We start from the raw sequence: 19040 nt of genomic DNA, 5'->3' as shown, positions 1-19040 counted from the left end.
TTTTCATTGGTCCAGTACAGGCAAGGGTCTCCCAGGACCGGAGCGACGCGCCGTATCTATCATTCCCTGCTCAACCAGATCGAGGCTGGCGTCTATGGTGTCGGCGAGGCTCTGCCTTCAAGTCGCTTGCTTGCGGAAGAACTGGGTGTTTCGAGGACGACGGTGACCGCCGCATTCGATCAGCTTGTTTCGGAGGGGTATGTCCGGGTACAGCAGGGACGGAAAGCGTGTGTCGCTTCAGCAGGGCGGCTGAGCCAGGTTGCTCCGCCCGACCGTTCGGCGATCCCCGCTCGCCGGCTTTCCGCCTATGCAACTCGTGCGATGGCTCTGCCGCCGAACAGCATCGCCGGGAGGCCGTCGCTGAAATTCGATTTCCGCTACGGCGATATTGCGGCAGAGGATTTTCCCAAGGCCCCCTGGCGAAAAGCGCTGAATACCGCCTTCCTCAGGCATCGCGACAGATTGGGATACGATGATCCAGCAGGAAGCCGATCCTTGCGGGAGGCGTTGCAGGGCTATGTCTGGCGGTCAAGGGGCATCAGCTGCGATCTCGGCCAGATCATCGTCGTCAACGGATCGCAGCAGGCGCTGGACCTATGCGCTCGGGTTCTTGTCAATCCCGGCGACCGTGTCGTGGTCGAAGACCCGTGCTATGCCATGGCCAAGAACGTGATGCATGCCGTCGGAGCAAACATCGTTGCCGTACCTTGTGGCGCTCATGGCATAGACACCACGAAGCTTCCCGAGGTTGGCGACATCGCAGTGGCATATGTGACGCCTAGCCACCAGTTTCCCCTGGGAGGAGTCTTACCTGCTGCGCATCGCCAAGCCTTGATGGAGTGGTCCATGTCGGCGAACGCCTATGTCATCGAGGACGACTACGACAGCGAGTATCGGTACGATGTCAGCCCCATTCCGCCCCTTTATCTCTCTGGGCAAGGCCGCGTCATCTATGTCGGAACGGTCTCAAAGACCCTGTCGCCGACGCTCAGGCTCGGATACGTCATAGTTCCGCATCCACTCGTCGAGGCCTTTATCGAATGCAAGCGGATTGCCGACCGGCACACATCCACGTTCGAGCAGGAAGCTCTCGCCGCGCTTATCGAGACCGGTACCTACGAGCGGCATGTCCGCAAAATGAGGAGGCTTAACGCTGAGCGGCGCGCCGTATTCTTGGCGTCGATGACGAGCGCTTTTGTGGACGACATCGAGATCGTCGGCACGACTGCGGGACTTCACGTCGTCGTGTGGTTCAACACTATTTCCTGCCGACAAGAGGCGCGTTTCGCGGATATCGCTCGAAGCCACGACATTGGAATCTATCCCATCGCTCGCCTGTTCTCATCGCCGACCGATGAGCGGGCCGGATATATCTTTGGTTATGCCTCCATGTCTGTCGATCAACTCGCCAAAGGAGTGGAAAAGTTGCACCGCGCATATTGTCCATGGAGGCGGCAAGGCAGCTGAAGCTTCAAGCGCGTGACGACGTCGTCGGCAAGCTGCAGATCATTCTCGCCGCGCCGGACATAGACGTCGACGTGTTCAGGTCCCATTTGCGTGACATCGGCACGCTGCGGAACCCGATTACATTGCTCGTGTCAAAGACCGACCGAGCTCTGGAAGTGTCCAGCTTCCTTGGTGGCGAACGTCCACGCGTCGGCCGCATTGATATCGATGATCCTTGGTTCGCAGTGAAATAAAGGCCGCTCATGTCAGCGTCATCGACGTATCGTCCCTCAGTTCATCCGACGGCCTTGGTCACGATCGCTATGCCGCGCTTGCCCGATTTGGTGGCGAGCTTGTCAAGGCGGAAGCCCATGCGCGAAGCAGCGGAAATGTTGGCCTACTGGTCTTCGATGCGGCAGGCGCGGTTGCCGCAAGTCCTTTCAGACTTGCCGGGGAAATTGCCGGGCACTGACTGTTGGGAAGGCTCCGATGCGAAGGTGCTGGCCGTCTGGACGTAGCCACGCCCTGGGCGGGCGTGGCGGATGTTCCAGGCCCGGAGGAGGAGACGATCCGCTTTCGCCTGATGAAGCCGTTATCGCTGCATGCCCCAGCGGCGTACGGTGACGTTTTCAATGATGCGGAAGACGATCCCTTCGACCAAAAGGCCGATGATGATCACCATGGCGAGGCCGGCGAAGACCTTGTCGGTGAAGAGTTCGTTTCGATTGCGGAAAATGAACCAGCCGCGGTTCCAAGCTTGCGGCATTCGTCATCGATTTCTCCTAACCTCTCAGAACTCCGAGGCTAATGACGACTCATTCGATAGAGAAGGAAGATTATTCTCTTCTCTTCGCCGTTCGGCCACAGGATGTTCATCCCCCAGAGCATAAAGCGAACGGCATTTCCGGCGTTGCTCGTAGAACGCCGGCGCGGGACGCTGGTCAGTATTCCCGCAGCCACCGGACGAGCTTGCGAGGCGGCAGCCGGACTCGCCGCGGCGGAAAACGATTTTCCGCTTTTGTCGCTACAATCAGAAATATCGACCTTCATTATCTACTAAATCAATAGACAAATAGCGGTACGTTTAGTGATGATCCGTGGGGTCCCCGATGTACGCTCTGAGCCTTCTCGACAAAAGTCCCGTTCCGGCCGGAGAAAGCGCCGTTTCGGCGCTCTCCAACACAGTGAACCTGGCGAAAAGGGCAGAGGAGCTTGGCTATCGCCGCTTCTGGGTTGCGGAACACCACGGCGGTGCGGAGCTCGCCAGTTCAGCGCCGGAAGTGCTGGTTTCGTGGATTCTCGCCCACACGTCCCGCATCCGGGTTGGCTCGGGCGGGGTAATGCTGCAGCATTACAGTCCCTACAAGGTGGCTGAGGTCTTCAACGTCCTGTCGTCTCTGGCGCCGGGACGCGTCGATCTCGGCATTGGCAAGACACCGGGCGGGTTGCCAAGGGCGACGGCCGCTCTCCAGGCCTATCGCGCCGCCAAACCTGATTTCGAGGCCCAACTGTCGGAGCTCACGGCGTTTCTCGACAACGCCGTCGCCGGAGAGCCTGACGAGGCTTTGGCTTTTTCGGGGCCGAAACCGCCGGTAACCGCCGACCGTTTCGTTCTGGGCGCGAGCCCCGACAGCGCGCGGCTTGCCGCCGCGCACGGATGGAATTTCGTCTTTGCGGGACATCTCAACGGAGATCCGGAAAACCTGCGGCTCAGCCTCGATACTTTTCGGAAGGAGAGCGGCGGCAGGCCGGCCATTCTGGCGCTTGCGGCTTACGCGTCGGAAAATGCGGCGCACGCCGCGGCACAGATATCTGAATTGAAAGTCTTCAAGGTGTTTCTCGACAACGGCCAGTCCGTGAGCCTCGGGCGCCGGGAACAGGCGGAGGAATTCGCCAGGCAGGCCGGCGCCAAGGAATACCGCATCGAGGAGCGCAAGCCGAGCGTGCTGTACGGGATGCCGGAAAACATCCATGAGGAACTGTCGCGCCTGTCGAGCCTGCACGGCATCGAGGAATTCATTCTGGAGCCGCCGGCCGTCAGCACCGATGAGAGGCTGGCCTCGGTCGAGCTTCTGGCCCGCAAGCCACTTTCCGCGGCCGCATGATTTTCCCCAAGGAGGGTTACAAGATGAGCAAGAAAATCCGTTTTGGCATCATGCTTCAGGGCGCGGGCGGGCACATGAATTCCTGGCGCCATCCGAAGAGCCCCGTCGACGCCAGCGTCAACCTCGATTTCTTCAAGACGACGGCTTTGAAGGCCGAAGCGGCAGGCATTGCCTTCGCTTTCGTGGCCGACGGCCTCTACATCAACGAAAAGTCGATCCCGCACTTCCTCAACCGGTTCGAGCCGCTGACGATCCTCTCGGCGCTTGCGACCGTCACATCGAAGATCGGCCTTGCCGGCACTGTATCGACCTCCTACAGCGATCCCTTCACGGTCGCTCGCCAGTTTGCCTCGCTCGATCTCTTGAGCGGTGGCCGCGCCGGCTGGAACGCGGTCACCACGCCGCTCGAAGGCACCGCGAAGAACTACAGCCGCGCGCATCCTGAACATGCGCTACGGTATGAGATGGCGCAGGAATATCTGGAGATCGTCAAGGGTCTCTGGGACAGCTGGGACGACGATGCCTTCGTGCGCGACCGGGATAGCGGGAAATTTTTTGACCGCGACAAACTGCACCGGCTGGACCACAAGGGCCGCTTTTTCCAGGTGGAAGGTCCGCTCAACATCCAGCGCTCGGCGCAGGGCCAGCCGGTCATCTTCCAGGCGGGTTCCTCCGATGCCGGGATCGGGCTTGCGGGCAAGCACGCGGACGCGGTCTTCACCAACGCGGTCTCCCTCGAAGACAATCAGACATTCGCGCGGCGAGTAAAGCAGGCGGCGGTGGCGCAGGGGCGCTCCGCGGATGACGTGAAGATTTTCCCGGGCATCGGCCCGGTCGTCGGTGAAACACAGGCGGAGGCGGAAGAGAAGTATCAGATCATCCGCAACCTCATTTCGATCGACGATGCGCTTGCCTATCTCGGCCGCTTCTTCGACCACCACGATTTCAGCGCCTATCCGCTGGACGAGCCGTTCCCCGAACTGGGCGACATCGGCAAGAACAGCTTCCGCTCGACCACGGATCGCATCAAGCGCGTCGCCAGGGAGAAGGGCCAGACGCTGCGTGAGGCGGCACTCGAGGCGGCAACCCCGCGCGAAGGTTTTGTCGGCACTGCGGAAGCCATCGCCGGCAAGATCATTGACTGGGTCGAAAACGATGCGGCGGACGGTTTCATTCTTGGCTTCCCTGTCATCGCGGAAGGGCTTGATGACTTCATCCGGCTGGTTATCCCGATCCTTCAGGAGCGCGGTTATTTCGATCCGCATCTCGAAGGCCGGACACTCCGCGATCATCTCGGGCTGCCACGGCGCGAGAGCGTCTACACAGCCGGACAGCAGTCGGTGGCAAAGGCCCGCGCCTGAGTCTCTGAAAGGGTAAATGGCCGTGCAGATCGCGCGGCTCCAACCTTCGGAAAGCAAAAACGATGAATATCCATATTGACGGCGCGCGTCATCGCGACGACGCCGAACGGGCGATCCTTGCCTTGATCGACGAGTTCGTCGCCATCAGGCGTGACCTGCATCAATATCCGGAACTTTCCTTCCAGGAGCGGCGGACGTCCGGGCTCATAGCCAAATACCTTCTCTCCTATGGCTACGAGGTGACGGAGGGTGTCGGCGGCTACGGGGTCGTCGCGACGCTCAAACGGGGGCAGGGCGACAGGCGCATCGGCATCCGCGCGGATATCGATGCGCTGCCCATCACCGAGGCGACGGATCTTACCTATGCCAGTCATAATCCCGGGGTGATGCATGCCTGCGGGCATGACGGCCACACAACGATCCTGCTCACCGCCGCCCGCTATCTCGCCGAGCACGGCGTGTTCTCTGGTACGCTGACGCTGATTTTCCAGCCGGCGGAAGAAGTCGGTGCCGGTGCCCGCAAGATGATCGAAGACCGGCTGTTCGAGCGGTTTCCCGTCGATGCGATCTTCGGTCTGCACAACTGGCCGGGCGTCGCGTCTGGGCAGTTCGGCTTCGTCGAGGGACCGGCGATGGCGTCAGTGGACCAGGCGCTGATCCGCGTCGTCGGACGGGGCGGGCACGGGGCGGCACCGCATGAGGCTGTCGATCCGGTGCTCGCCTCGGCCTCCTTCATCACCGCATTGCAGAGCATCGTCGCCCGAAATGTCGATCCCCTGGAAATGGCCGTCCTGACGGTGGGGTCGATCCATGGCGGTTCCGCCTCCAACGTCATCCCGGAAAGCGTCGAGCTGAAGCTGACGGCACGCGCGTATTCGGAAGCCGTCCGCGACAGACTGGAGGAGCGCGTGCCGGCTCTGGCGCGCGCGCAGGCGGAAAGTTTTGGGGCGCACGCCGAAGTAAACTACCGACGCGGTTTCCCGGCGGTGGTCAACCATGTGGACGAGACGCGTTTCGCGCGCCGTGTTGCCGAACAAATCTTCCCGGCGGAACAGGTCGCCCGGGACTTCCGGCCGCGCACGGCGAGCGAGGATTTCGCCTACATGCTGCAGGAGCGGCCGGGATCCTATCTTTTCGTCGGCAACGGCGACAGCACCCCTCTCCACAGCCCCCAATACAATTTTAACGACGAGATCATCGCCCCCGCAGCGCGGCTCTGGGTGCATCTCGCTGAAACTTTCCTGTCCTGATCAGCCAAAGGAGCGCACCGTGAGCGAACGTTTCCTCTACACCACCCCGCTTGATCCGCTGGCGAAGCCGCTGATCGACGAACTGACCTTCGAATATGACAGCCGCTACGGCGCGTTCTACGACGCCGAAGGCGCGACGAAGGAGATGAACCGTTATGCGCCGGACGCTTTCGCTCCGCCGCATGGCAATTTCCTCCTGCTTTTGCGCGATGGCGAGGCGATCGCTGGCGGCGCTTTCATCAAGCATGCGGATGAAGGAACGGTCGAGTTCAAACGCGTCTGGACCCATTCGGCACATCGCCGACAGGGACTTGCCCGCAAGGTTCTGGTCGAGTTGGAAGAGCAGGCGGTGCGGCAGGGATATTCCCGCGTCTACCTGACGACAGGTTTCCGCCAGCCGGAAGCCGTCGGCCTGTACCTCACGAACGGTTACTCCGCGCTTTTCGACACGACGGCGGACCCGGAGACCATCCGCAAGCTGCCGTTCGAGAAATCGCTTGGTTTCGGCACATATGCGGCCCGCAGGACGATCGTGGCGGCGACGCTGCACGGCGCGGCTTGAGGGACGGCCATGACGATCACCACCGAGTTCAATGATATCCAGACGGCTCCTCGAAGACCCACAGCGGTCAAGGGGGATTATTCCCACTATCGTATCGTCCCCGCGCGATATCCGGCGCGGGCCGCCGGCACCGTTTTCGCTCTGCTGGTCATCGTCGCGACCCTGCACTCGGTTCTCGGCAATCCGCGTTGGGGATGGGATGTCTTCGCAGAATGGTTTTTTGCCGAGCCCGTATTGGTGGGGCTCGGTCGCACCCTGCTTCTGACCGTCCTCGGGGCGCTGTTCGGGTTCATCCTCGGCACAGGCCTTGCGCTGGCGCGCGTTTCCCGCTCGCCGCTGCTGGTGGGGGTTTCCTGGACCTATATCTGGATCTTTCGCTCGATCCCGCTGATCGTGCTGCTGCTGGTTCTCAACAATCTCGGCTATCTCTACGAAACGATCACGGTCGGCGTGCCCTATACCGGGATCAACTTCTTCAGCTGGAATACCACCCAGCTCATTACCCCGTTTGCCGCGGCGGTTCTCGGCCTGACACTCAACCAGGCGGCCTTTGCCTCCGAGATCATCCGCGGCGGCATCCTCTCCGTCGATCAGGGTCAGCTCGAAGCGGCCTCGGCACTTGGCCTGCCACGTTCCCGTCAGGCATCCAGGATCATCCTGCCGCAGGCGATGCGCTCTATTCTGCCGACCGCCTTCAACGACATCATCGGTCTCGCGAAGGGGACGTCGCAGGTCTACATCCTGGCGCTGCCGGAACTGTTCTACACGATCCAGATCATCTATCGCCGCAATCTCGAAGTCATCCCCCTCCTGATGGTGGCGACGGTTTGGTATCTCGTCATCCTGACGGTGCTCTCGATCATCCAGCACCATATCGAACGGCATTATGCGCGTGGCGCGCTGCGCAATCCGCCGCCATCGATCTTCTCCAGTCTCTATCGCCGCTTCATGCCTCAGGTGGCTGCAGCACCGCAGGCGGCGGAAACCGCGGTGAAGGCCGTTCAGCGTCGCACCGAAGCCGCACCGCTCAGAAGCAGAGGCGGCGAGGTGACGATCCATGGCGTTTCGAAAAGTTTCGGCCAGCTGAAAGTGCTCGACGGGGTGACCCTCTCAGTCCCGGCTGGCAGCGTCACCACCATTCTCGGCCAGTCCGGCTCAGGAAAGTCGACCCTGCTGCGGTCGATCAACCATCTGGAGCGGGTCGATGACGGTTTCATCGCCATCGACGGCGAGCTGATCGGCTACCGGCAGGATGGGGAGACACTCTACGAACTCAAGGAGAAGGACATCCTGAAGCGTCGTGTCGAAGTTGGCATGGTGTTCCAGAACTTCAACCTCTTCCCGCATCTGACAGTGCTCGAAAACGTCATCGAGGCACCTGTCACCGTGCGCCGTATCGCTCGGGAGCAGGCGGAAACCGAGGCGCTCGATCTTCTCGCCCGGGTCGGCCTTTCCGACAAGGCCAATGCCTATCCCCGCCAGCTTTCCGGCGGCCAGCAGCAGCGGGTCGCGATCGCCCGGGCGCTGGCGCTCAAGCCGAAGGTTCTGCTCTTCGACGAGCCGACGTCAGCGCTCGACCCGGAACTGGTGGGGGAAGTCCTCGATGTCATCAAGGAACTTGCCCGCTCCGGCACGACGCTGATCATCGTCACCCATGAAATCGGCTTTGCCCGTGAAGTCTCCAACCTTGTCGTCTTCATGGAACAGGGGCGGATCCTGGAGACGGGCACGCCGGACAAGGTCTTCAGCCATCCGGAGCATCCGCGCACCGCCGAGTTTCTCGCCAAAGTTCTCTGAACAATCAAAAGATTACAAGGAAACATCCTGCATGTCGTACAAATCGAAAATTCTGGGTCTCGCGGTCGGCGGTCTTCTCTCGCTCTCCGGCCTTCTCAGCACTCTTGCCCAGGCGCAGGAAGCCGATCTTTCGCCCGAACAGAAGGGGAGGGTGCGAGCGGAGAAGGTCGAGGCCGCGATCAAGCTCATCCCTGCCGGCTACAAGTTCGTCACGCCCGGCAAGCTTACGGTCGCTTCCGTTCCCGGCCGCCTACCTTTCGCCGCTTACGCCACCGACAACAAGACGCCGGTCGGCAGCGAGCCGGACATCGCACAACTGGTGGCCGATGGCCTCGGCCTGCAGCTGGAACTGATACCGATCGCCTGGGCCGACTGGCCGCTCGGCGTGGTCTCGGGCCGGTTCGATGCGGCGATCCACAACATCACGGTGACCGAGGAGCGCAAGGAGAAGTTCGATTTCTCGACTTACCGCAACGACCTCCTCGGCTTTTACGTGCCGCTGAACAGCAAGGTGGCGAGCATCGCCAAGCCAGAGGATGTCGCAGGCCTCAGGGTCATCGTCTCGTCCGGCACCAACCAGGAACAGATCCTGCTGCGCTGGATAGAGGCGAACAAGGCCAAGGGGCTCCCTGCCAGTGAGGTTCAGTATTATGACGACGAAGCGGTGCTGGCCGTGGCGCTGCAGTCGGGTCGCGCCGATGCCTATCTCGGTCCGAATGCGACATCAGCCTTCAAGGCGGCCAAGGAGAAGACCACGAAATTCGTCGGCGGCTTTTCCGGCGGCTGGCCGGAGACCGCCGAGATTGCCGTCGCCACGAAGAAGGGCTCAGGGATTGCGGATGCAGTCACCGTTGCGCTCAACGAGCAGATCAAGAACGGCAGCTACGCCAAGGTGCTCTCCCGCTGGAACCTCTCCGCCGAGGCGGTGAAGGAGGCGCGCACCAATCCTCCTGGTCTCCCTAGGAAGTGACCCGTTTGGCGCGGTCTCTCCCTCTCGGCCGCGCCCTTTTTTTCAACCCACGGAAGCCCATCATGACCTTCTTCAGAAAAACCGCAGGCCTTCTGGCCGCAAGCCTGATGGCCTCCGCCATCAACTTCACCGCTGCTGCCACGGACATATTCGACCTGTCTCCAGACCAGTCGGGTCGCGTGCGCGCCGAGAAGGATCCAGCGGCAATCGCTGCCATTCCCCCGGGATTCAAGTTCGTGACGTCCGGGAAATTCACGGTCGCCGTGTCGCCGGGCGGACCGCCGCTCGCGACATATGCGACAGATGCCAAGACCGTGGTCGGCGCCGATCCAGACTATGCGCTGGCGATTGCCGACAGCCTAGGCCTCGAACTGGAACTGGTGCCGGTTGCCTGGCCCGATTGGCCGCTCGGGCTCGTGTCCGGCAAATACGATGCCGTCATCTCCAATGTCGGCGTTACAGAGCAGCGCAAGGAGAAGTTCGACTTCTCCACCTACCGCCAGGGCCTGCACGGGTTCTTCGTCAAGGCCGATAGCAGCATCAAGGAGATCAAGCAGCCGAAGGATGCGGCGGGTCTCCGCATAACGGTCGGTGCCAGCACCAATCAGGAGCGCATTCTCTTGAAGTGGAGCGATGAGAACGTCAAGGCGGGGCTGAAGCCGATCGAGCTCGTCTATCATGACGACGACGCGGCCCGGCTGGTTGCGCTGCGCTCCGGCCGGGTGGATGTCATCGTCCAGCCGCATGCCCAGCTCGTCTACATCGCCGCCCGCGACAAGAACATCAAGCGCGTCGGCACGCTTTCGGCGGGCTGGCCGGAACGCTCCGACGTCGCGATCACCACCCGCAAGGGATCCGGCCTGGCGGATGCGCTGACGCTTGCCACCAATGACCTGATCAGGAACGGGACTTACGCCAAAGTGCTCGCCCGCTGGCAACTTTCCGAAGAAGCCCTGCCGGAATCCCGCACCAATCCGCCCGGCCTGCCGAAGAGCTGATAGCTCCACTTGCGGGACCGCGGCGATGGCTGCGGTTTTGCCCTTCTCCTCATGACACCCACGAAACCATGACAGCATCCTCGCTCAATATAGGCCATATCGGTTTTCTCACGCCCGGCAATTATCCCGACGACGACCCCGCCGCCGGGCTTGAAGCCTCGCTCAAGCTCTTCGAAGCGGGGGAGGCGCTAGGCTACGACAGCGCCTGGGTGCGCCAGCGGCATCTGGAACACGGCGTTTCTTCCGCGGCGGTATTCCTTGCTGCCGCCAGCCAGCGCACGAGACGGATAGAGCTCGGGTCGGCCGTCATCCAACTCGGTTATGAAAGCCCGTTCCGGCTTGCCGAGGACATATCCATGGCGGATGCATTGTCCGGCGGACGCCTGAATATCGGCGTCAGCGCCGGACCGCCGCTGCATGCCGAACTCGTGGCGCCGCTCGTCTTCGACGGCGACTGGCAGAGCTTCGATTTCTCCCATGCACGGGTCGAACGCCTGCTCGCCAATCTCGAAGGCAGTTACCTCGGCAACGGCGAAACCTATGTGATCTCGCCCGGCAGCCGCCAGCAGGCTCGCCTTCAGCCCTTTGCGAAAGGACTGCGCGACCGCGTCTGGTATGGCGGCGGATCGCTTCGGTCATCAGAATGGGCAGGAAAGACAGGCCTTAACCTGATGATCGGCAGCCTGACCTCCGGCGATGTGTCCGACGACTTTTTCGAGACCCAGGCAAGGCAGCTGGCCGCCTACCGAGCCGCTCTGCCTTTCGGCCGCAATCCGCGTGTCGCTGCGGGGCGGGTCATCGTGCCGACCGACAGTGCCGATCACCGGACCAGGGAAAAATACCGTGAATATGCCGCCAGCCGGCATGAGCGGACGCTTTCTCCGCAGGGGCCGCGACGCACCCTGTTCAGCCGTGATCTTGTCGGCAGTTCCGACGAGATCATCGAAAGGCTGCATGCCGACGGCGTCCTGCCGCAGGTCGGCGAACTTCGCCTGGAGCTCCCCTACGAATTCGCGCTGGAGGAATACGTCCAGATCATCACTGATTTCGCCCGAAAAATAGCGCCTGCGCTGGGTTGGAGGCCGGTACACGGAGCTCCATTGGATGCGCTGCATCGATCGAAAGCACTTGTATGACCCAAGATCGCAAGCCAGCAGGCGAACCGTCTTCCAGAAAGTCGGTCGTCTCACCGTCGAAGCGAAATCGGCGGGATTTCCTAAATCCCTGACCCGTCGAACTGCTGAGTGTCGCGGCCCTCCCACGGTGAGGGCATCGAAAGGCGATTGAGGCTGGCCGAGGGCATCGGCATCCAACACTTCAATTCCGGCTCGGCATATTCGATGATGTGGCCGGGCGAGGAATCAGAGGCGCGCCAACCTTCTCCACCGAACTGATCGCCATTCGACCAGTACGCGAGGTCAACTTCTGCCGGTCCCTGTTCGGACGGCCGGATGGTGACCAAGATCCGACTACCGTCCTTCGGTGCGCTTGCCATATGGCGCCAGCGATCTGTCTCGTCCATCGTTTTTCCTCCTGCCTTGCTGCAAGTTGAACTGTCGCCTCGCCATCGAAAACGGTCAACTCAAAGTTTGCAGAACCAGCCTCAGTCGGTCGATGACAATGGTCACGTTTACCCCATCCGCTCGGAGGCATAGGAACCCGGGCTTGCCGGGAAGACGACGGTGCGATGTCCGTTGATGAAGGTGCGGTGATGGATATGGGCGTGGATGGCGCGCGCCAGCACCTGGCTTTCGACGTCGCGGCCGAGAGAGACATAGTCTTCCGGTGACTGCGCATGGGTGACGCGCACCGTGTCCTGTTCGATGATCGGACCTTCGTCGAGATCGGCGGTGACGTAATGGGCCGTGGCGCCGATCAGCTTCACGCCTCGTTCGAATGCTTGCTTGTAGGGATTGGCGCCCTTGAACGACGGCAGGAAGGAATGGTGGATGTTGATGATCCGGCCGGACATCTTCTGGCACATCTGGTCGGACAGGATCTGCATGTAGCGGGCAAGCACGATGAGTTCGGTGCCGGTCTGCCTGACGAGGTCCATGATGCGCGCTTCGGCCTCAGGCTTGTTGGCCTCGGTCACTGGAATATGATGGAAGGGGATGTCGTGATTGACCACGACCTTCTGGTAGTCGAAGTGGTTGGAGACGACGCCGACGATCTCGACCGGGAGTGCGCCGATCTTCCAGCGGTAGAGCAGGTCGTTCAGGCAGTGGCCGAAGCGGGATACCATCAGCAGGGCCTTCTCCCGCTTGGCGGCATCATGCAGGCTCCAGTTCATGCCGAAACGCTCGGCGATAGCGGGGAAGCCCTGTGCGAGCGTCGCTTCATCGGCCTCTTCCTCGGAGATGAAGGAGACGCGCATGAAGAACCGACAGGTGCCGAGGTCATCGAACTGGGATGAATCCACGATGTTGCAGCCCTGATCGGCGAGATAGCCGGAGACTGCAGCGACGATGCCGCGGGTCGACTGACAGGAAATGGTCAAAACATAGGTCTTCATGGTCATCTCGTGAATGGCCTGTGACGGCGTCATCTCAATTGTAAGACGGGTGCATAGGGGGAGGCGGTGCAGGTCGCTCGCAACCAGCACCGCCTCGGCGCCTGGGGAGGTTATTCAGGCGCGGGATCTCTTGCGTTGGCGGTGCACGTCGATGACGACCGCCGCGACGATGATCGCGCCCTTGACGATCTCCTGGTAATAGGCGCCGACCTTGAGGAAGGTGAAGCCGGAGGTCACCACGCCGAGAATAATCGTACCGATTACCGTCCCGGTGATCCGGCCGACGCCGCCGGAGAGCGAAGCGCCGCCGATGACGGCCGCCGCGATGGCGTCGAGTTCGAAGGAGACGCCCATGTTCGGCTGGCCGGACTGGGCGCGGGCAGCGAGCATGACGCCGGCGAGGCCGGATAGAAGGCCGGCGACCGCATAGACCTTGATCAGGTGCTTGCCGATATCGATCCCCGAGACGCGTGCAGCCTGGCTGTTGGCGCCGATGGCATAGGTGAACTTGCCGTAGCGGGTATAGGACAATGCGACGTGGAAGATGATTGCCACGACGAAGAAGACGATGACCGTTCGCGGGACGGGAAAGCCCCAGAGACTGAAGCTTTGGCCGAGCCAGGCGAAGTTTTCGTTGAGCAAAGCAACTGGCTGGCCTTCGGTATACCATTTGGCCAGGCCGCGGACTGAAACCATCATGCCAAGAGTGGCAATGAAGGGCGGAATGCCTGTCTTGGCGATGAGAAGGCCGTTCAGATAACCCAGGAATGCGCCGAGCAGCACGCCGACCAGAAGCGGCCAGAACGGGCTTGAATCAATGAACCAGTCCAGGCCGAAAGCGGCGTATTCCGGTTGCAGGAAAACGGCACGAGCATTCAGCGAAGTCTGGGCGAAGCTCGCAGCCACCATGGCGATAAACCCGACCATGGAGCCGGACGAGAGATCGACCCCGCCGGTGATGATGACCTGCGTCACGCCGACGGCGATGATCCCCGTGACGGCGACCTGCAGGACGATGATGGATAGGCGCTGCTTGTTCGCCAGAAAGCTTTCGCCCACGACGTACCAGCCGATCACTTCGAAGATAAGGGCGATCCCGATCAGGACAGCGAGGATCGAGAATTCCGGCGGAAGTCGCCGAATTTTCTTCAAGCCGGTCTTGGAGGTCTCCCCCAGTTCGTTGATGGCATCAGACATGATATCCTCCCGGCTGTGCCGTCAGCGCGACGCCAGCTCCATTATCTTGACTTGATCGGCTTCGGCCCTGTCCAGGATGCCTGTGACCCGCCCCTCATGCAGCACGACGATGCGATCGCTCATGCCCAGCACCTCCGGCATCTCCGACGAGATCATGATGATCGCCACACCTTGGCCCGCGAGCTGCGAGATCAGCCGGTGGATCTCGGCCTTGGCGCCGACATCTATGCCGCGGGTGGGTTCGTCGAGGATCAGGATCTTCGGATTGGTCATCAGCCAGCGACAGATCAGCACCTTCTGCTGGTTGCCACCCGACAGGTTGATGATCGGCTCCCGCATGTCGGGCGTGCGGACCCTGAGGCGGTTGGCCATGTCGGTGGCCGCCTTCCGCAGCTTCTCCTGCTGTACGAAACCGAGCTGCACATAGCGCTGTTGCAGCACCGCCATCTGCGCGTTTTCCTGGATGTCGAGCAGCAGGAAACAGCCGGTCTCCTTTCGATCCTCCGTCAGAAACGCCATGCCGTGCGCCATGGCGACGGACGGCGAGGAGACCGTCAATTGCTTGCCGAAGAGCTCGATCGTCCCGGAACTTGCGGGCGTCACGCCGAAGATCGTCTCCGCGACGTTGGACCGGCCCGAGCCGACGAGGCCGGCAAAGCCGAGAATCTCGCCGGCGCGGAGATCGAAGGACACGTCGCGGAAGACGCCGTTCAGCGTCAGCCCTTTTACCGACAGCACGACGTCGCCGATCTGCGCCGGTTCTTTTGGGAACATCTGGGTGATCTCGCGCCCGACCATCATGCGGATGATGTCTTCGCGGGTCACCTCCGAGGAATTGCAGGTTGCAACGTACTTGCCGTCACGAAAGACGGAGACCTCGTCAGCGATCTCGAAGAGCTCGTTCATCTTGTGGGTGATGTAGATGATGCCCTTTCCTTCCTCACGGAGGGAGCGGATGATCCGGAAGAGGTGGTTCACCTCCCTCTCGGTGAGGGCCGATGTCGGTTCGTCCATGATGAGGACATCGGAATCGAAGGATACGGCCTTGGCGATCTCGACCATCTGGCGGTTGGCCACGCTGAGCTTGCCGACCTTGATTTCCGGATCGATTTCGATCCCGAGGCGCTCAAACAGCGCGTCCGTTCGACGGTTCATTTCGGCGTGGTCCACGATACCGAAACGCCCGAGCGGTTCACGACCGATCCAGATGTTTTCCGATACGGTCATGGGCGCCATCAGGTTCAGTTCCTGATGGATCATCGCGATTCCGTTCTGAAGCGCGTCGAGCGGATTCTTGAGGCGGATATCGACGCCACGCAGTTTGAATGAGCCGCTGTCGGGCGTGTAGATGCCCGCGAGGATTTTCATCAGCGTCGACTTGCCGGCGCCGTTCTCGCCCATGAGGGCGTGCACCGTCCCGCGTTTCAGCTTCAGCTGCACGTTGTCCAGGGCAACGACACCTGGAAATTCCTTGCGCACGTCCTCGACTTCCAGAAGATATTTGCTGCCCGGGACAGCGCCGCTCCTGCGAACGGCCTCCATGGTCTGCGGACTGATGATGCGTTCAGCCGACATGGTGGTCCTCCTCCACGAGAGTGATCCGCTGCCTCGCAAGGCAGCGGATCGGCCCATCCTCGGTCAATTCTTCGTCGTGAACTTGGTCATGTTTTCAGGCGTCACGAGCTGGAACGGGATCCAGACCTTGGCGTCCACTTTCTCACCCTTGGCGAGCTTTATGGCCGCGGCGACCGCACCCGAGCCCTGGCCGAAGGCATCCTGGAACACGGATACATCCAGATTGCCCGCCTTCATGTAGGCAAGTGCTTCCTGTGTGGCATCGATGCCCGCAACGACCACGTCCTTCATATTCCAGCCGGCGGATTTCATGGCGTTGATCGCACCGATTGCCATGTCATCGTTGTTGGCGATGACAGCTACCGGCTTGTGACCGGCCGCGATCCAGTTGGTCATCAGGTCCTGCGCCTTGACCGGATCCCACACGGCGGTCTGCTGGTCGAGGATCTTGATGCCCTTGCAGTCCGGCGTCGCGATCACGTCGTGGATGTCCTTGGTGCGCTGGACGGCAGCCTGGTTGGCAAGATCGCCGACCATGACAAGGATATCGCCCTTGCCGCCCAGGATGCGACATACTTCCTTGGTCTGCAGCGTGCCGGACTGAACTTCGTCGGAGGCGACGAATGCCCCCTTGGGGCCAAGCTTGTCGACGTCTGCCGGCATCCGGTTGACGTAGACGATCGGGATGCCGGCATCGTTCGCCAGCTTCGTCATCGGCGCCGTTGCCGTGGTGTCGACGGCATTGACGATGATCGCATCGACCTTCGAGGCGATGAAGTTCTGGATCTGGGAAAGCTGCTTCTGAACGTCATCATCCGCGATTTCGATCTGTACCGGCTGCTTTGCATCGGCCGCAGACTTCTCGATACCCTTGCGCAGAACGGTCAGGAACGTGTCGGAATTGGCCATGGACACGCCAATATTGCCTGCATAGGCGCTCGATGCCATCAGAACGCCGAGCACGGCACCCGCTAAAAATTTCTTCATCTCTTCCTCCTCTGAAACGGTGCCCGGCGAACACCTCAAAAAGCCGGTCGCCTCCTCCCCGAAGGCAATCTCACGAACCGGTCCGGTCACTCCACCGGATCGGTGAAGACGTCAAAGTCTGTCCCGGATCAGCTCCATGCTATTGCGGATCATCGCTTGCGGATCGCTCGATGCGTGAACGGATGACGCGAACGGTTCGAACGAGAACGGGCCGGGATAACCAGCGTCGGCGAGCGCACGGACTTGACCGATATTGTCCAGCCGGTCTCGTGCCGTCACCATCACGCGATGCGGGTCGCGCATGGCGTCGATGCTGACGTCCTGGTCATCGACGCCGGAAATGTGCACCAGCCCCGTCAAATCCGGAAATATATCCGGCTCGCCAGCCAGCACGTGGTGGAAAGTGTCATGAACCAGCTTGAAGCTCTGGCGGCCATCGATCGCGGCAATCGCTTCCGCTGCTTCTTTTTTGGAGCGAAGCGAGCAGATCTGAAAACCGAGCGGCTCCACGAGTCCGATGAGGTTATTGTCCCGCAGGATAGGTTTCAGTGCCTTGAGCGCAACGCGCAAATTCCCCTGACGCTCTCCCTCCAGCCTGCCACTTCCATCGTTGACGGGCACGAGAACCAGAGCTTTTGCGCCGCAGGCAGCAGCATAGGCGGCCAGTTCCCTGGCTTCCGCTTCCCGCTCCGGTGTCCATTCGTTGAAGCGCTGCAGGGCATTGATCGAAATGATTTCGGCTCCGTGCGCCTTTGCCAGGTCGCCGACCGTCTCAGGTGAAGTCCCGTCGAGCATGGCATTACCCGCAAGATCGTTGCGGATTTCGAATTGCCGAACACCGAGCGATATGCCCAGTTCAAAAAAAGCGCCGAGCGGCATGTGTGGCGCAACCATGTGGTTGAGCGCGAAGGTAAGCGCGGCCATGAGTTCTCCCGAAGTTTGGCGCGGCCGGCTTTCCTCCTCCGTCCCGCCGAACGAAGTCATCAGGTTTCGTGGCGTTGGTCAAAGAGGAAATAGCAATATTCTATTTCATTTATGAAAGAATTTGAGGATTCTTATGATGGTTTTCCATCATCACGGCTCAGATGTTTTCCGGCACGTAAATTTCGAGCGGCAGGAAAGTCTGGCCTGGCGCCGTCGCGGGACCGGTATCCACCGCCTCGACCATTAGCTGGACGAGTTCGCGGCACAGATTGGCAAGCGGTGTCGCAATTGCCATGGTCACGATCTCATCGGCCAGCGCTGCGCGGGAAATTGGCGTCAGTTCGTTGACGACGATAACGTGCTTGCCGCCGAGCTTTTCCTCCCGGATGGCGGAAATGGCGCCTTCCATTCCGCCGCCGGCAACATAGAAACCCACAAGATCCGGATGGCGGTGCAGCAGATCCAGCGTTGCTTCGTGGGTGATTTCGACCGTTTCCAGGTTCACCAGCGTGTCCAGAACCTCGAAATCGGGGGCGTGTTCGCGGAAGTAGGACCGAAAGCCGATCTCGCGCAATTCGTGACCGTGAAAGCGGTGACTGCCGACGAAAACAGCCACTTTCCCAGGGTTTTTCGCAGCCTTCGTGATCACCCAGGCTGCCGTCCGGCCGGCCTTGCGGTTGTTGAGCCCGACATAGCCCTCGCGGATGCCGGAGGCGAAATCAGACAGGAGTGAGAATACGGGGATGCCCCTTGCCTTCAGTTCCTCCGTTGCCACCGTCAGGGCCGGGTAGTCCGGGGATGTCATGGCGACCGCCTGATTCCTGGCGCCTACCTCTTTCAGCTTGTCGGCCAGTTCGCTCGGTGTCTGGTTGGCGCAGAATTCGATCTGGGCCACGCCGCGAATGCCGGGATGATTCTGGACGGCGACCTCCAGCTCCCGCTTGAAGCTCTGGTAAAAATGGTGATTGGGCTTCTGCAGGATGAAGCCCAGCCGGTATTGCGGCAGCCCCTCGAACACTCGCTGCCGCAGCAATCCTACGGCATGGAAGCCAATCTCGTTTGCCGCGTCATAGACGCGCCGCGCCGTGTCCTCGCGCACCTTGTGCCGCCCGTTCAGCACACGGTCCACGGTTGCGACACTCACTCCCGCAGTCTTGGCCAGATCCGCGATCGTCGGTCTTGATCCCATCTGTTCCTCCCTTAAGTGAGACGTTTCTATCATGGAATAAGTCAAGAATGATAGACTTTGATAGAATATATCATGCATGGATTGTGATCTGTCAGAACAACGATAATCCTCAAGATCAGATTCCATGCGGCGCCTTTGATGGCGACCGTATCGAAACCGATGGA

General features: G+C 60.9%; 16 protein-coding genes and 2 pseudogenes. 10 read left to right on the top strand and 8 right to left on the bottom strand.

The features are described from left to right. The first annotated feature begins 6 nt into the window (after positions 1 to 6). Positions 7 to 1467 (top strand): PLP-dependent aminotransferase family protein, encoded by a 1461-nt coding sequence (locus C5L10_RS21500; protein WP_105431309.1) that lies wholly within the window; start codon positions 7 to 9, stop codon positions 1465 to 1467. After that, positions 1440 to 1918, top strand: a pseudogene (locus C5L10_RS21495) (alpha/beta hydrolase); the annotation flags it as partial. The gene C5L10_RS21500 and the pseudogene C5L10_RS21495, both read left to right, overlap by 28 nt. A 120-nt stretch (positions 1919 to 2038) precedes the next feature. On the opposite strand, the pseudogene C5L10_RS21490 reads toward C5L10_RS21495, so the two are convergent. Then, a pseudogene (locus C5L10_RS21490) lies at positions 2039 to 2191 on the bottom strand (ABC transporter permease); the annotation flags it as partial. A 364-nt stretch (positions 2192 to 2555) separates the two neighbouring features. Here C5L10_RS21490 and C5L10_RS21480 point away from each other — a divergent pair. From C5L10_RS21480 to C5L10_RS21445, 8 genes are all read left to right on the top strand, one after another. Next, positions 2556 to 3551 carry an MsnO8 family LLM class oxidoreductase gene (locus C5L10_RS21480; protein WP_105431307.1) on the top strand — a complete coding sequence of 332 codons (996 nt, stop codon included), beginning with the start codon at positions 2556 to 2558 and terminating at the stop codon, positions 3549 to 3551. Between the two features lie 23 nt (positions 3552 to 3574). Beyond that, entirely contained in the window at positions 3575 to 4912 is a 1338-nt protein-coding gene (locus tag C5L10_RS21475; protein WP_105431349.1) for an LLM class flavin-dependent oxidoreductase, read from the top strand. Positions 4913 to 4974: 62 nt separating this feature from the next. Beyond that, entirely contained in the window at positions 4975 to 6162 is a 1188-nt protein-coding gene (locus tag C5L10_RS21470; RefSeq protein ID WP_105431306.1) for a M20 aminoacylase family protein, read from the top strand. Between the two features lie 19 nt (positions 6163 to 6181). After that, the gene (locus tag C5L10_RS21465) at positions 6182 to 6724 is read left to right on the top strand and encodes a GNAT family N-acetyltransferase (RefSeq protein ID WP_105431305.1); all 543 of its coding nucleotides are present in this window, start codon (positions 6182 to 6184) and stop codon (positions 6722 to 6724) included. A gap of 9 nt (positions 6725 to 6733) precedes the next feature. After that, positions 6734 to 8521: an amino acid ABC transporter permease/ATP-binding protein gene (locus C5L10_RS34830; RefSeq protein WP_105431304.1), complete on the top strand. Its 1788-nt coding sequence runs from the start codon at positions 6734 to 6736 to the stop codon at positions 8519 to 8521. Between the two features lie 31 nt (positions 8522 to 8552). Beyond that, positions 8553 to 9491 carry an ABC transporter substrate-binding protein gene (locus C5L10_RS21455; RefSeq protein ID WP_105431303.1) on the top strand — a complete coding sequence of 313 codons (939 nt, stop codon included), beginning with the start codon at positions 8553 to 8555 and terminating at the stop codon, positions 9489 to 9491. A 107-nt stretch (positions 9492 to 9598) separates the two neighbouring features. Continuing rightward, positions 9599 to 10489 carry an ABC transporter substrate-binding protein gene (locus tag C5L10_RS21450; RefSeq protein ID WP_245448086.1) on the top strand — a complete coding sequence of 297 codons (891 nt, stop codon included), beginning with the start codon at positions 9599 to 9601 and terminating at the stop codon, positions 10487 to 10489. 68 nt (positions 10490 to 10557) lie between these two features. After that, the gene (locus tag C5L10_RS21445; RefSeq protein ID WP_105431301.1) at positions 10558 to 11625 is read left to right on the top strand and encodes an LLM class flavin-dependent oxidoreductase; all 1068 of its coding nucleotides are present in this window, start codon (positions 10558 to 10560) and stop codon (positions 11623 to 11625) included. Positions 11626 to 11705: 80 nt separating this feature from the next. Here the strand turns inward: C5L10_RS21445 and C5L10_RS21440 are convergent, their stop codons facing one another. The 7 genes from C5L10_RS21440 to C5L10_RS21410 all read right to left on the bottom strand — a co-directional run bounded on the left by C5L10_RS21440 (position 11706) and on the right by C5L10_RS21410 (position 18876). Then, on the bottom strand, positions 11706 to 12011 hold the full coding sequence (locus C5L10_RS21440) for a hypothetical protein (RefSeq protein ID WP_046637964.1): 306 nt from the start codon (positions 12009 to 12011) through the stop codon (positions 11706 to 11708). Positions 12012 to 12119: 108 nt separating this feature from the next. Continuing rightward, positions 12120 to 13004, bottom strand: a complete 885-nt coding sequence (gene purU / locus C5L10_RS21435; protein WP_105431348.1) for a formyltetrahydrofolate deformylase — start codon at positions 13002 to 13004, stop codon at positions 12120 to 12122. Between the two features lie 114 nt (positions 13005 to 13118). Continuing rightward, a complete protein-coding gene (locus tag C5L10_RS21430; protein WP_105431300.1) occupies positions 13119 to 14201 on the bottom strand; it encodes an ABC transporter permease in 1083 nt (360 codons plus the stop codon). Positions 14202 to 14222: 21 nt separating this feature from the next. Then, positions 14223 to 15776 carry a sugar ABC transporter ATP-binding protein gene (locus C5L10_RS21425; protein ID WP_105431299.1) on the bottom strand — a complete coding sequence of 518 codons (1554 nt, stop codon included), beginning with the start codon at positions 15774 to 15776 and terminating at the stop codon, positions 14223 to 14225. Between the two features lie 63 nt (positions 15777 to 15839). Further along, the gene (locus tag C5L10_RS21420) at positions 15840 to 16763 is read right to left on the bottom strand and encodes a sugar ABC transporter substrate-binding protein (RefSeq protein WP_105431298.1); all 924 of its coding nucleotides are present in this window, start codon (positions 16761 to 16763) and stop codon (positions 15840 to 15842) included. Between the two features lie 111 nt (positions 16764 to 16874). Then, positions 16875 to 17687 carry a TIM barrel protein gene (locus C5L10_RS21415; RefSeq protein ID WP_105431297.1) on the bottom strand — a complete coding sequence of 271 codons (813 nt, stop codon included), beginning with the start codon at positions 17685 to 17687 and terminating at the stop codon, positions 16875 to 16877. Between the two features lie 157 nt (positions 17688 to 17844). Continuing rightward, entirely contained in the window at positions 17845 to 18876 is a 1032-nt protein-coding gene (locus C5L10_RS21410; RefSeq protein WP_105431296.1) for a LacI family DNA-binding transcriptional regulator, read from the bottom strand. Positions 18877 to 19040 lie beyond the last annotated feature (164 nt).

This window comes from Neorhizobium sp. T6_25 (assembly GCF_002968555.1).
In the GTDB taxonomy this organism is placed as follows: Bacteria; Pseudomonadota; Alphaproteobacteria; order Rhizobiales; family Rhizobiaceae; genus Neorhizobium.
The sequence above is the reverse complement of the archived record's forward strand: the minus strand, read 5'-3'. Positions and strand labels throughout refer to the sequence as shown.